Origin of the sequence: Sphingobacterium shayense, assembly GCF_013179575.1 — a bacterium.
Taxonomy (GTDB): domain Bacteria; phylum Bacteroidota; class Bacteroidia; order Sphingobacteriales; family Sphingobacteriaceae; genus Sphingobacterium; species Sphingobacterium shayense.
On the sequence record NZ_JABMCQ010000003.1, the window covers coordinates 21683 to 35431 of the forward strand.

The following is a 13749-nucleotide window of genomic DNA, read 5'->3' on the forward strand; positions in this document are numbered from 1 at the left end:
AAATGATAATATTCTAGAGATACCAAGAAATATCCGGACGTACCTTTGGCGCGTTATCGAGCGAATTTCTTTGTGCCTGCCACGCACAGCACTACCCCCAATGTGACGGCTAACATGCCAATACTTACTTTTTCGTATAGTAGACAGGCGGCTAACGCTAACCCGAGAAATGGTTGCAACAATTGAAGTTGTCCAATAGTCGCAGTTCCTCCCTGTGCAAGAGCTTTATACCAAAAAATGAAAGCGACGAACATACTGAATAATGACACGTATGCTAGACTAGCCCAGGTCGCAAAGCTAATGCCTTCGAATGTAGTTGGCCGATACACAAACGTGAGCGGTAACATCACAGGTAATGAAAATACTAGCGCCCATGATATCACCTGCCAACCACCTAGTGTTTTTGTTAATTTCGCACCCTCCGCATAACCTAAACCACAAAGAATCACAGCACCGAGCATCAGGTTGTCACCAATAGGCGAGACTTTAAGACCTTGGGCGACCGAATAACCAATTACCAAAAATGTGCCTAGTAAAGAAAATACCCAAAATATGAATTTGGGACGTTCATTCCCACGTATGATGCCGAATACAGCTGTCGCTAGAGGTAATATCCCGATAAAAACAATGGAATGCGCAGAAGTGATGTGTTTTAATGCTAGGGCACTCAATAACGGAAAGCCGACAACGACTCCGAGGACAACCACAAGCAAAGGGATAATTTGCTTTTTTGCTGGTCGCTTCTCTTTAAATAGTAATAGGCTTATAAGTGCAAGTATTCCGGCGATACATGCTCTTGCTACTGTTAAAAATATCGGATCAACTTCTAAAACCGCTATTCGAGTAGCGGGTAAGGAACCACTAAACAATACCACGCCAATAATACCGTTTAACCAACCTTGTGAGACGTTTCCTTTTAACTTACCATTTGACATAAACTTTATATTTTATGCAAAACTCAGTAATCAATATGAATAAACACAGTCACAGTTTTTGTTATTATAATGGGTACAGTTAAATTAGTAATATGAAAAAGGACTTTTTGTATAGATCGATAGCGTCGAATATCGCAAATAAGATAGAGGCAGGAGTTATAAAGGAGGGTGAACGTTTACCCTCTGTAAGAATGTTGAGCAAAAGCCACGGAATCAGCGTAAATACAGCCAAGAGAATTTTTATTGAATTGGAAACTCGATCTCTCGTGCGATCGAAACCTCAATCAGGGCATTTCGTAAGTTCGATAAATTATTTGAAGCTTCCTTTGCCAGAAGTAAGTCAACCGCTGCCCGTGGCCAATAATATAGAGCCTAACGAATTGATAACCGGTGTTTATTCTACGATGGGACGTGCCGATTTAACGCTTTTTTCGATCGGTGTACCCTCAGGTGGTCTTTTACCATTGGCAAAGATGAAAAAGGAAATCGTTCTAGCCACAAGAACATTAAAAGAAGGTGGTACCGAGTATGAACCTTTACAGGGTAACTTAAAGCTTCGGAGGATGATTGCTTCTCGCTCGCTCGCGTGGGAGGGAGATTTGAAGCCAGACGATTTGATAACCACGAACGGTTGTATGAATGCTTTGGCTCTATGCCTTATGGCACTTACCAAACCGGGTGATACTGTGGCGCTAGAAAGTCCTTGTTATCCAGGTATTCTACAACTTGCAAATAGCTTAGGGTTAAAGGTGCTGGAAGTGGCTACACATCCCGTAACCGGAATCGATATCGATGCCCTGAGCGCACTATTGCCGACGATAAACGTTTGTTTATTAGTTCCTAACTTCAATACACCATTAGGTTATTGTATGCCTGATGAAAATAAAAAGGAAATAGTCTCGATACTGGCAGCGCATGGCATCCCGCTTATCGAAGATGACGCCTATGGGGATATTTTTTTTGGGTCCGAACGTCCCAAATGCTGTAAATCTTTTGATACGACAGGAAATGTGTTATGGTGCAGCTCTGTTTCTAAGACGCTCGCTCCGGGATATCGTGTCGGTTGGGTTGCTCCCGGTAAATATAGGGCCCAGATACTAAAATTAAAACTCGTACATGCGCTATCTTCCACTTCTGTGGTTCAAGAAGCAGTTGGAAATTTTTTAATGACAGGCCGATATGAAAATCATCTTCGCCGTTTTCGAAAAACATTGCAAGACAATTATCAGCGTTATGTTTTTGCTATTGCAGAACATTTTCCTTTGGGCACAAAAATAAGCCGACCACAGGGTGGTCTTGCTTTGTGGGTTGAATTTCCAGCAGGCATAGACACCGTTGAACTATATAACTATGCGCTTAAACAGCATATAAGTATTGCACCGGGGAGAATGTTTACGCTACAAAATCAATTTCAAAATTGTATGCGTCTTTGCATCGGGTTGCCTTGGAGCAATGATTTAGCGTTAAAATTAAAAAAACTCGGAACCTTTGCCAAGATGTTGCTATGAGTTATGCGTGCTTTTTGTTTTAATAATTTTTAAGCTTTTTAGCGACCTACTTTAAGTTAACAAAATACTACTTATCTTTGTAGAATGTGTAAGACTCTGCATAAATCGGATATGGTATTGTAAACAATCTATACAGAAAGTATAGATAGTCCTTTCATTTTTACTCGAACAATTCGTTTCGAGGGTGATTTCTATTATATAAATTTTATTTTTTAATCTGCGTACATTGATGACAGCATTGCTGTGCATTCGCATGTGCGTCCTATATTCAGAAAAATGAGTCACGATAATAAAACAATTCACGACTTCGATTTTAATTTAATATGCGAATATTTCTCTAGTGTGGATCGCCAAGGACCCGGTAGCCCTGAAGCAACCGTTAAGGCGTTAAGTTTTGTGAAAAACCTTTCCCATAAATCTAAAATTGTCGACATCGGATGCGGAACAGGTGGCCAAACAATGGTGCTAGCTCAAAATACGCTAGGACGAATCACCGGAATTGACCTGTTTCCGCCATTTGTAGATCGGTTCAATGCCGATGCCACTAAACTCAAACTTAACAATAGGGTAAATGGAATTGTGGGCTCAATGGACGATCTGCCTTTTAGAAATAAAGAGCTGGATTTAATTTGGTCGGAAGGAGCCATTTATCATATCGGTTTTGAGAGGGGGTTGCGTGAATGGCGAAAATTCCTAAAGCTGGGAGGCTATATAGCTGTTACCGACCTTTCTTGGTTTACCGAACAGCGACCCAATGAAATTCATGAATTTTGGTTGGATGCCTATCCTGAAATTGATACGATTCCTAACAAGATAGCACAAGTGAAGAATGCTGGATATTTACCCATTGCAACTTTTAATTTACCTGAAGATTGTTGGACAAAGCATTTTTATGAGCCACAAATTAGCGCTCAGGAAATATATTTAAGGAAGTATGCAGGCAATAGAATCGCCGAGGAATTGGTGTTCAATCAACGACGGGAAAGGGCATTATATACTAAATACAAGGCATATTACGGATACACTTTCTATATCGCAAAAAAGATAAAATAATGAATGATTTAAATATTTACGGTTGGAACGAGAAATTGAATTATCTCAAGCAATCTACACAATACAAAAGCCTTCCACATGGTCGTGTATCAATTGTGCATCGGACATGTTACGAAGTCATTTCGGAGAAAGGTACGTTTCAATGTGAACTGACGGGGAACATGTTGTTCGCAAGATCTGACCTTGAGTTACCTTGTACGGGAGACTGGGTTATTTTTCAACCAGTTGACCAAAACAAAGGAATCATCGTCGACATGCTTCCCTGCGAACGAACACTGCGTCGCAAGAAAATTGGAACTATTTCCGGTAGACAAACTATTGCTTCACACGTGAATAAAGCATTTATCGTGCAAAGTCTTGACGAGAATTTTAATGTTCGCAGGGTTGAACGTTTTCTGTATCAGATATTGGAAGAAGAGATAGTTCCGGTATTGGTTCTTAATAAGGCTGATTTAGATTTTGATCGGCGAGCGATCGACGCGTCGATCGAACATATTGCTTATCGGACCCCTATTTTCTATACAAGTATACATCTTCCAGACACGATTAACCAATTAAGGGAATATATAGAGGAAGGTGAAACGGTTGTATTTGTGGGTTCATCGGGGGTTGGTAAAAGCTCGTTGATTAATGCTCTTTGCGAAAAGGCAGTACTTCTGACCTCAGATATTAGCCTAGCTACAGGAAAGGGGAGGCATACTTCGACCCGCAGGGAAATGGTATTGTTGGATGGTTCGGGTGTTTTAATTGATACTCCGGGGGTCAGAGAGTTTGGATTAGTAACCGATAATCCTAATTCATTGTCAGAGATGCTAACCGTCGCGGATTATTCCCAATCATGCCGTTTTGATGATTGTACGCACGAAAATGAACCCGATTGTGCCGTGATCGAAGCGGTACAAAAGGGAAGATTAGAGCAGAAAGTGTATGACAGCTATCTCAAACTTCGGCGGGAAGCGTGGTATTTCTCTACTTCTGAACATGAAAAACGTAAACGAGCGAAATCGTTTTCAAAACTTGGAGATGAAATCAAAAAACGAAAGAAGAATCGCTAAAGCTACTTTTGCATACGGGTATTTCCATAAGGGAAATACCTGTTTTTTTTCAGCTATTGTTCAAAATTGTACGCGATTTAGTGTAGAAATGCATTTAAATTAAAATCCGATAGCACTTTTACGAAAAAAGCCTATCCAACCGCTAGATTGGATAGGCATTATAAACCGTTAGATTAAGCTCACTTGGTGCTTTTTGAAGCTGAACAAATTGTGCTAATGAGCAGTCCTCACAGATTATCAATAGCCGGGATTTTGCTGCGCTTCAATTTCTGGATTTGCGTTTATTTCATCAATTGAAATAGGAAGAATTGTTTTATAGAATGTTCTATCAATCGTTTTCTCCCTGTGAATTGTTGGTATGGAACCCAATGCGTCATCAAAGGTAATAATGTCATTCCAACGTATCTTATCAAAGAATCGATGTCCTTCAGTGAACAGCTCTTTGCTTCGCTCTGTTTTTATCATATCGAATGTCAGGCTTGCTGATGTAGCGGGCAAAAGGGCGGGTGAGCGTTTACGAATAGCGTTGAGGTATGTTGCCGCTTTCTCTTTATCTGGTGCTGGTTTTAGTAATGCGGCTTCTGCGGCATTTAGATAGACTTCTGATAAGCGAATGACCTTGATATTCACTGCAGTACTATTGGATGCATTTTTATCGCCGGCAAGACTCGTGCTACCGCTATATTTATAGGAAGAGCCTAGGCGTTCTGCTGGATAATCAGAGGTTTCACTAAATTCATCCTCTTCCATCACCGCCCATCGAACGTCGGTTGTATCCTCTGATAGCTTTGATAGAAAGTCGGTACTCGCGATGAAGTAACCTAAGATACTGGAACTTCCGTGCCCTTTTTTCCGGTACATTGCCCCTAAGGACGTATTCCCTAGGTCGCCTTCATTGGGGTATACGCCAAATTCCAGAATTGACTCGGTACCAAACTCTTTTGTCCAAGATGTTGCCCACTCGGTATTTGAATAAAGTGTATATTCGCGAGACTCAATCACTTTTTCCGCTGCCGCTAAAGCCTTGTCGTAGTCCTCCATGTAAAGGTAGACCCGCGACTGTAAAGCGATGTTGCCGTAGTAGTTAACAAAACCGTTAGTTTTTCCATCATTAAGAAGGCTTTCCGCAGCGAGCAGATCGGTTACAATCTGCGTGTAATTTTCTTCTACGGTGTTTCGTAATTTCTTTGCCTCATTCGGAAGTACCTCCGTGATGCTGGGAACACCAAGAGCCGTTTTATCTTCGTTGTATGGTTCTCCGTACAGACGGACAAGGTCGAAGTAGATTAACGCGCGCAGAGTGAGCGCCTGACCGATTTTATCGTCGAAATCTTCGGTACTTCCTTCCGATTTCAAGGTTTCGATTGCTGCGAGCAGGTTGTTGACCTGTCGTAAACAGTGGTAGCCCTGCGCCCATAATCCTGAGTAGGAGTTGGAGGACTCCGCGTGGTTAAACACGTATAATGCGTCGTACCCGCGTCCCTGGGATCCAATGGTTAAATCGCCTCCTTTTGCGTCTCCATATAAAGGAAACGTTCTGCCGTAGTAATCGGCGTCGGTTAACTTACGCATCAGTCCGTTGATGACTACCTGTGCTTCTTTTGCAGTTGTGATCGCCGTTTCAGCATTTGCAGATTCTGTTGGTTCCACATTTAGGAAATCACTACAAGATGTAGAAATTAATGCCGCCGCCAAACAAGTTATTAAGAATGATTTTTTCATGTCTGTTTTTCAAATAGTTAAAAAGAGAATTCTACACCAAAGGTATAAGTCTTAGCAATAGGTGTTTCCCAGCCGCGTGTGCTGAATTGATTGACTTCTGGATCTGAATTTTTGAACTTTGAGAAGGTCAATAAATTGCTTCCATTGAAGAATACACGCGCATTGTTCATTTTAATACGCTCTGTTAAATGTGACGGGATGTTGTATGTCAAAGAGATGTTTTTCAAACGTAGATATGTGCCGCTGTATAGGTGGCGTGAACTAATTTGGTTAACATCTTCTAAATCTCGTCCTGATACCATTGGCAGGCTTCCTGAAGGATTTTGCGGGCTCCAGGTTTCGTCCACAAAATATTGTGAATGTATACGCTCCCAATAGTATCCATCGTCGGCAACATCTTTATTTGCAGAGTCATATATATCTCCTCCTAAACGATAAATGAAGTTTAAACCCAGACTAAAGTTCTTGTAATCTACGGTTGAATTGATCCCTCCATAAAGTTTAGGTGTTCCGTCTCCGATGATGGTTCGTTTCGCCAGCGTATAGTCATAACTTGCCGCCCGACCGTCAACCTGAAAATCGCCCTCACCAGCCTCCGGATCATTCAAAAACCACATGTTTTTACCATTTGTTTGGTCAGTTCCGGCCCATTCTAGACCGTAAAATGCTAACGTCGACTGTCCCTCACGGTATATGTAGCGAGCTCGGGCATCGCCCCCTGTGGGATCGTTCCATATGATGTCTTCTCCGCTGCTTAGTGAGACGACTTTGGAATTAATGTGGCTCGCATTTACTGACAAGGTCCATTTCCAATCTTCATTTTTAATAATATCAGAGCCAATCTCTATTTCCACACCTTTATTGTTAATCTGTCCCACGTTTTTCATGCTACTGGGAAAACCGGTGATCATCGATTGAGGGACATCTTGCAATAGATCTTTGGAATCGCGATTGAAATACTCGACGGCACCAAAAACTTTGTTGCCAAATAGACCGAATTCCAGCGCAATGTTGGTGGTGAAGTTGCGCTCCCATGATAGAAATGGATTTGCTGAACTGCTAATGCCTCCGCCCGGAGTTGCCATGTATTTGGAATCGTATTTTACGAGCGATCTCCAGGCGTAGTCGTCGATTGGTAGCGTGCCATTCACCCCATAGGAGGCACGCAGACGTAAATTATTGATTTCAGGTATCTCTTTAATGAAATTCTCGTTTGAGAGTGTCCAAGCTCCGGCAACTGACCAGAAATCTCCCCAGCGCTCGTCAGGACTGAGCTTGGAAGAACCGTCACGACGATAGGACGCCGAAGCAAAATACTTTTCTGCATAATTATATTCCGCCCGCGATAGGACTGACATCATGGAGTTTCCCCAGCCGTAGGCAGTTGCATCAAGAGATCCAGCAGTTGCTACGGTATGGAGTTTGGAATTTGGTAGGTCTTTACCCGATGCGCGGATATACTCGATGTCGTTTTTTTCTGCTTCAAAACCCGCCAGCAAGCCTAGATTGTGTAGTCCGAAACTCTTGTTATAATTCGCTGTTGTGGAGGACACCAGTTTACGGTAGTTAGTTGACATCTCCGAGACCGAACCATTATCGGTAGCGCCGGTATAATGTTTTGCGCTATAGTAAATATGATCTTTCGTTTCTGTATCGTCGTAAGAAAATACTGTTTTGATATTCAGTTCTTTTGTTAGTTTTAAGTTAAGTGACTCTGTCGCCGAAATACGTGTGGTATTCGACCAGTTTTCCCACTCGTTGTTGTAGTATAACTGGTTCTGTGCTAAACTACCGTAACGATCAGTCCAAGCCTCGCCCGTTTTATAGTCAGTCGGCCAATAAAACGGCCATAGTAAGTTACGCGTTTGGTAGAGGTAGTTGGTGCTTGTATTACGTGTATCGTTTAAACCGACCAATTTTGTTCTACCGATATTGATATTAGTCCCAAATTCGAGCATTTTGCCAATCTTTTGCGTTAAATTGACACGACCAGAGACGCGGTTATAATTGTTTTCGATAGCTCTACTTTTATCGCTGGTGTAATTTAACGACGTATAATAATTGGTCTTCTCATTAGCGCCACTAACGGCAATATCGTTGGAATTGAAAATTCCCGTTCTAAACAACGCATTATCCCAATCAAAATATTTTCCTTCTCGGTTTTCTATTCCGTCTGTTCTGCCAGCGATGTTTACGTTTTCCCACATGGTCGTGCCGTTTGTTGAAAATTCGTAGCCGTGTTTTCCAAAGTTCGTATTAAATCGGTTCAATACCCATGCGTTTGCCGCTTCTTCGGTTAAACCGCCTGCGATCCTTGAATCGTAGAGCAAACTGTACAGGGTGTTGATCTGGTCCTGAGGCCCAGCGGCTTCATAGTTGTCAGTTGCCCAGGACGGACTAAGACCGAGACTAGATTTAAAATTGATCTTTGGGGCACCAGATTTACCTTTTTTTGTGGTAATGATAACCACACCGTTTGCTGCTCGTGATCCGTAAAGCGATGAAGCGGCCGCATCTTTCAAAACCGTCATGCTTTCAATATCGTTCGGATTAATGGTGCTCATTACGTTATTACTGGTATAAATATGATCACCCATTTGGGAGGTTTCTCCAGATACAATAGGCACACCGTCAACTACATATAGCGGTTCATTTGAAGCGCTCATGGATCCGATTCCGCGAATCCTGATGGACGGGGTAGCACCCGCTTGTCCGGAGGTTGTGGTAACTTGTAGGCCTGCTACCTGCCCAGCTAACGCTTTTTCAAACGAAGTTACCGGCTGTTTGTCGATTTGATCAGCACTGACAGTCGCCGCCGATCCAGTGTAAGTGCTTTTTTTCGCGGTACCGTAAGCAACCACCATGACTTCGTCAAGGGAGGTCTCATTATTAGTTAAGCTGAGGTTAACTGTTTTACGACCGGCGAGGGCAAATTCTTGTTCTTGGAAGCCAACGGCAGTAATAACGAGTGTCGCATTAGGGTTCGCGTTGATCGTAAAAAGGCCGCTTTCGTTTGTGGATGTGCCTAGATTGGTTCCCTTGATGCTGATGGTAACGCCAGAAAGGGGTATTCCGCTCGCGTCGGTAATTTTACCGGCGATGGATGTTTGCTGTGCGTTGACTACCTGAAATGCAGAACAGGCGATCAGACACATGGTGGTTAGTAGAGGTTTATTCATCGTCTAGATTTTAGTATTCTAAATATACTTGTTATTTTCTTTTTGTTAAAGTTTTGTTAAATAAATATTTAATTTAATTGAATTTTATTCGGTAGAAAAGTGTGTATACCGAATGATGTAAAAAAAAAGCAACCGTTGGGTTGCTGTAGTCATGTTATACGGTTTCTTTTATTAAACCAATTCCAGCGCGATCGGGCAGATAGCAAAATCCGTGTTTCACTTCCATTCCCTGGAATATGTCGTTGCCGATCAATAATGCGCCATCCAGATCTGCCCAGTCTACCAGGGGAGCTAACTGTGCGGCCGCTGTAATAGCGCAGGAGGTTTCTGTCATGCAGCCTAGCATAACTTTCATTTTTAAAGCGCGTGCTAGTTCGGCCATTTTTTTTGCTTCACGCATGCCCGTGCATTTCATTAATTTAATGTTGATGCCTGAATAGACTCCTTGTAGAGCAGTAACATCCGTATAGCGTTGGCACCCTTCATCGGCTATCGTGGGAATAGGAGAGCGTTCGGTTAACCAAGCGTTATCTTCGATTTGCTCCTTAGGCATAGGCTGCTCCAAAAATACTACACCACGTTCTGCTAGCCAGTGGGCCATTTCGAGCGCTTGTTCTTTACTTTTCCAACCTTGATTAATGTCCGCGCATAAAGGTACCCCAGTAACTGAACGGATGGTGTCGATGATCATTTTGTCGGTATCTAGTCCAAGCTTCACTTTTAAGATCTTAAACTGCTCTGCCTCGGCGACTTTTTTACGTATCATCTCTTCGCTGTCAATCCCTATTGTAAAAGAGGTAGCAGGTATTTCGGCAGGATTGAGTCCCCAAATTTTATAAAATGGTTGACCCATTAATTTTCCGAGTAAATCGTGCAGAGCAATATCCAGTGCTGCTTTCGCGGCGGTATTCTTCTCCTGGATACTGTCAACGTAACTTAATATCTCTTCGGTTTGAAAAGGAGATGCGAAGATGGAAAGATCCACTTTGTTAAGAAAACTAATGACGCTTTCTTGCGATTCACCGAGATACGGAGGCATGCTTGCCTCTCCATAGCCCGTTACACCTTCATAGGTTAGCTCGGTGAGGATAACCGGTGTGGTTGTACGGCTAAATGAAGCCACGGTGAAAACGTGACGCATCTCTAAGGTATAAGGCTTTATACATAGGGTGAATTTTCCCATTGTAATTGTTTGCCAGTCTGCTTTTTGCATCGGTTTGTTAATTGTGTGTATAATAGTTATTTTCCGAAATTTTCTGAATCGCGGGGTCCTCTGAGCCCAAGTAGCGACGAGCGGCTACGACAGTTCTTGTCTGGAAGTCATCGTAGTTTTCTGCGTCTTTGAGCATGCTGTTGATCCGAACTGTGCCAGCCGAATGAATAAATACGCCGTTTCCTATGTATAGGGCAACATGGGTGACCCGAGCATTTTGTGATTTATGTTTGCCGCCAGCGAAAAATAATAGATCTGCGGGTTTTAAGTTTTTTAGAGCTTTTGTAGGATCAAAATTTCCTTGTTCATCGAGGATGTCAATTTTTTCACCGTGTAATACCTGCTGGGAAGCGTCACGGGGGATGATGTAACCATTCATGAAAAATGAAGTCTTTGTAAGACCGCTACAATCTACACCCTTCACTGAGGTTCCGCCCCATAGATAAGGTAAACCGAGCATGGATTTTGCGCTAGAGATGACATTTTCACTGGTCGGTTCCCTAGAGTTTAACCAATCATGGAAAAGAACCGCTTCGTCTTTCCGAATAAAAGCAACGCGTTTGTCTGGGTAGGAAACTTTATAATAACTGCCTTGTTCTGTAATTAACGAAAGCACGTCTCCATATACTAAATCCGAAACACGTTGACTTTTCTCGTTTGGTTCACTGTATGATTTGCCGAAGTCGGCGGTATAAATAATGTTCGTTCCTTTTTTCCAGCTTACTAACTCTGATTCCGTCATTGGGACAACCGAAGATGTTGGTACCCATGCTATATATCCTTCAGGTGTGCGCACCCGGAAATCGCCTCCATCTTTATCCAAAATATCAACTTGGGCGCCTAAGAGGACTTGCGTCGCCATTTCTGCGGAGTGGGCCGGTTTTGTACGCAGGTTGGCAACCGATAGGTTGACAATGCCGTATGGACGATCGGATACCTCATTTGTCGGAAAGACGTCAATTTGAATATTCGCACTGATACTCGCGAACCTGTTTATCAGCGTATCTTTAATCGACTTGTCGCTGGTTTGAAGGATATAGTTATTCTTAGTTATGTCCGATGTTGTGAATTCAATAACTGCCAAACGTTTGTCGGGAGCCATTTGCTCACGGGTGGATTCAACGAGAGATACTACTTTATGGTAGAGAGTTGAATCGACCTGTGCATTTGTTTGTAACGCGCCACTTAAAAGTAATGCTACGCATGCCGATTTCCAATAAATTGCTGCCATTTTCAAATTAGTTATATGCGAATATAAGTCAAATTGAAAGAAAAGCCTATAGACGCTGCGTTTTTTTATTTGTTTTAAACTTACTGTTGTAGTAATCAGCAATAATGCGCTGTTTTTTAGCTGTGTTAATACCATGTGGCGAAAAATTAGGATAAATGTAAAATTCAATTGAATATCCATTTCTATCAGTAGTTAATTAAGTGAGGGTGTACGGCAAATTTTGTATTATTGCATGGTCAAACCAGGATAAAATGAATACAAGAAGAAGATTTATTAAGCAGTCGATAATTGGTGCAGCGAGTATTGGAGCCATTGGTGAATTATCAGCAGGTGCGAAAAGCACAAAAATGACAAAACCTATTGTGATATCGACATGGGATTTTGGTGTGGCTGCCAACCAAGATGCTTGGGGAATTCTTAAAAGTGGTGGCAAAGCATTGGATGCAGTAGAGCGGGGGGTGATGGTCGCCGAAGCAGACCTTTCTAATACGACTGTCGGAAAAGGAGGATATCCGGATCGAGACGGACATGTTACTTTAGACGCTTGCATTATGGATAGCGAAGGGAACTGTGGCTCGGTCGCGGCAATGGAACATATTGCACATCCGATACAAGTCGCTCGTTTAGTGATGGAAAAGACCCCACATGTTATGTTGGTTGGTGAAGGAGCTTTACAGTTTGCTTTGGAAAACGGATTTAAGCGCGATAATTTACTCACTCCGCCTGCAGAAAAAGCATGGAAAGAATGGCTTAAAGGAAAGAAATACGCGCCGGTGATGAACATTGAAAACCAATCGTTCAATAAAGAGCGTTTGCCGGGGAATAAGTATAATCACGATACCATAGGGATGTTGGCTTTAGATGCATCGGGAAATCTTTCCGGTGCATGTACAACAAGCGGGATGGCATTTAAGATGCATGGAAGAGTTGGAGATAGTCCTATTATTGGCGCCGGTTTATATGTAGATAACGAGATCGGGGCTGCTACCTCCACAGGTGTTGGTGAGGAGGTAATGCGTACGGTCGGAAGTTTTCTTGTTGTAGAGCTTATGCGTCAGGGGTACTCTCCGAGAGACGCTTGTCGGGAAGCAGTGGAGCGCATTGTGAAAAAGAAGCCTGATATAGCGAAAGATATTCAGGTTGGATTTTTAGCGCTAAACAAAAATGGGGAATACGGTTCTTTTGCTTTGCAAGAAGGCTTTACATTTGCTGTCTGTGAAGCTGGAAATCAGGAACAAGTTATTAAAGGAGAACATTATTATAAATAGGTAAAGTATCTCTTAATTAGATTTTTAAAATATAATTATTATGAAAGCAACATTTGGTGGTGGATGTTTCTGGTGCACAGAAGTGATATTTCAGAACATAGAAGGAGTAAGCACCGTCCTTCCTGGATATATGGGGGGGAAGGTTGATAACCCGACATACGAACAGGTGTGTGAAGGTAATACGGATCATGTTGAAGTCGTTCAGATTGATTTTGATGAAAATAAAGTCGGATTTATAGAGTTATTAAAAGTATTTTTTAGAACACATAATCCTACCACGCTAAATAGGCAAGGAAACGATGTGGGAACCCAGTATCGCTCCGTTGTCTTTTACCATAGCGAGGAGCAGCGGGGAGAGACCGATAGATTCATTTCAAGCTTGCAAGACGATGCGATCTTTGAAGATCAAATTGTAACTGCTGTGGAGCCCGCTGTCACTTTTTGGGAGGCGGAAAACTACCATCACGATTACTTTAATCAAAATCCAGGAAATCCGTATTGCGCAGCAGTCATTGCACCAAAGGTTCAGAAGTTTCTGAAGGAATATCAGTCGTAGGCCTAGCTCGAATAAAAATGTCGTCAGTA

The 13749-nt window shown here is 42.3% G+C and carries 10 protein-coding genes; 5 read left to right on the plus strand and 5 right to left on the minus strand.

Annotated features, from left to right (window positions below):
• Nucleotides 1-53: 53 nt before the first annotated feature.
• Nucleotides 54-935 carry a DMT family transporter gene (locus HP439_RS00940; RefSeq protein WP_172388468.1) on the minus strand — a complete coding sequence of 294 codons (882 nt, stop codon included), beginning with the start codon at nucleotides 933-935 and terminating at the stop codon, nucleotides 54-56.
• A gap of 92 nt (nucleotides 936-1027) precedes the next feature.
• Here HP439_RS00940 and HP439_RS00945 point away from each other — a divergent pair, with 92 nt between their 5' ends.
• The 3 genes from HP439_RS00945 to rsgA all read left to right on the plus strand — a co-directional run bounded on the left by HP439_RS00945 (nucleotide 1028) and on the right by rsgA (nucleotide 4551).
• Nucleotides 1028-2443: an aminotransferase-like domain-containing protein gene (locus HP439_RS00945; protein WP_172388469.1), complete on the plus strand. Its 1416-nt coding sequence runs from the start codon at nucleotides 1028-1030 to the stop codon at nucleotides 2441-2443.
• Between the two features lie 276 nt (nucleotides 2444-2719).
• Nucleotides 2720-3496, plus strand: a complete 777-nt coding sequence (locus tag HP439_RS00950; RefSeq protein ID WP_172388470.1) for a class I SAM-dependent methyltransferase — start codon at nucleotides 2720-2722, stop codon at nucleotides 3494-3496.
• Entirely contained in the window at nucleotides 3496-4551 is a 1056-nt protein-coding gene (gene rsgA, locus HP439_RS00955) for a ribosome small subunit-dependent GTPase A (protein WP_172388471.1), read from the plus strand. Before HP439_RS00950 ends, rsgA begins: the two co-directional genes overlap by 1 nt.
• Nucleotides 4552-4788: 237 nt before the next feature.
• Here rsgA and HP439_RS00960 read toward each other — a convergent pair whose 3' ends face one another.
• The 4 genes from HP439_RS00960 to HP439_RS00975 form a co-directional block, all read right to left on the minus strand.
• Complete coding sequence (locus tag HP439_RS00960; protein WP_172388472.1) at nucleotides 4789-6273, minus strand: RagB/SusD family nutrient uptake outer membrane protein; 1485 nt, start codon at nucleotides 6271-6273, stop codon at nucleotides 4789-4791.
• 17 nt (nucleotides 6274-6290) lie between these two features.
• Nucleotides 6291-9452, minus strand: coding sequence for a SusC/RagA family TonB-linked outer membrane protein (locus HP439_RS00965; RefSeq protein ID WP_172388473.1), 3162 nt, complete (start codon nucleotides 9450-9452; stop codon nucleotides 6291-6293).
• 154 nt (nucleotides 9453-9606) lie between these two features.
• On the minus strand, nucleotides 9607-10665 hold the full coding sequence (locus tag HP439_RS00970) for a dipeptide epimerase (RefSeq protein ID WP_172388474.1): 1059 nt from the start codon (nucleotides 10663-10665) through the stop codon (nucleotides 9607-9609).
• Nucleotides 10666-10672: 7 nt separating this feature from the next.
• On the minus strand, nucleotides 10673-11896 hold the full coding sequence (locus HP439_RS00975) for a C40 family peptidase (RefSeq protein ID WP_172388475.1): 1224 nt from the start codon (nucleotides 11894-11896) through the stop codon (nucleotides 10673-10675).
• Between the two features lie 251 nt (nucleotides 11897-12147).
• Between HP439_RS00975 and HP439_RS00980 the strand changes: the two genes are divergently transcribed.
• Together HP439_RS00980 and msrA are read left to right on the plus strand one after the other, a co-directional pair.
• Nucleotides 12148-13164, plus strand: coding sequence for a glycosylasparaginase (locus tag HP439_RS00980; RefSeq protein WP_172388476.1), 1017 nt, complete (start codon nucleotides 12148-12150; stop codon nucleotides 13162-13164).
• Nucleotides 13165-13204: 40 nt separating this feature from the next.
• Nucleotides 13205-13720: a peptide-methionine (S)-S-oxide reductase MsrA gene (msrA, locus tag HP439_RS00985; protein WP_172388477.1), complete on the plus strand. Its 516-nt coding sequence runs from the start codon at nucleotides 13205-13207 to the stop codon at nucleotides 13718-13720.
• Nucleotides 13721-13749 lie beyond the last annotated feature (29 nt).

Bases quoted from the DNA above. Each gene is read 5' to 3' on its own strand.
- HP439_RS00940 (WP_172388468.1), bottom strand. From the start codon at position 935: ATGTCAAATGGTAAGTTAAAAGGAAACGTCTCACAAGGTTGGTTAAAC.
- HP439_RS00945 (WP_172388469.1), top strand. From the start codon at position 1,028: ATGAAAAAGGACTTTTTGTATAGATCGATAGCGTCGAATATCGCAAAT.
- HP439_RS00950 (WP_172388470.1), top strand. From the start codon at position 2,720: ATGAGTCACGATAATAAAACAATTCACGACTTCGATTTTAATTTAATA.
- rsgA (WP_172388471.1), top strand. From the start codon at position 3,496: ATGAATGATTTAAATATTTACGGTTGGAACGAGAAATTGAATTATCTC.
- HP439_RS00960 (WP_172388472.1), bottom strand. From the start codon at position 6,273: ATGAAAAAATCATTCTTAATAACTTGTTTGGCGGCGGCATTAATTTCT.
- HP439_RS00965 (WP_172388473.1), bottom strand. From the start codon at position 9,452: ATGAATAAACCTCTACTAACCACCATGTGTCTGATCGCCTGTTCTGCA.
- HP439_RS00970 (WP_172388474.1), bottom strand. From the start codon at position 10,665: ATGCAAAAAGCAGACTGGCAAACAATTACAATGGGAAAATTCACCCTA.
- HP439_RS00975 (WP_172388475.1), bottom strand. From the start codon at position 11,896: ATGGCAGCAATTTATTGGAAATCGGCATGCGTAGCATTACTTTTAAGT.
- HP439_RS00980 (WP_172388476.1), top strand. From the start codon at position 12,148: ATGAATACAAGAAGAAGATTTATTAAGCAGTCGATAATTGGTGCAGCG.
- msrA (WP_172388477.1), top strand. From the start codon at position 13,205: ATGAAAGCAACATTTGGTGGTGGATGTTTCTGGTGCACAGAAGTGATA.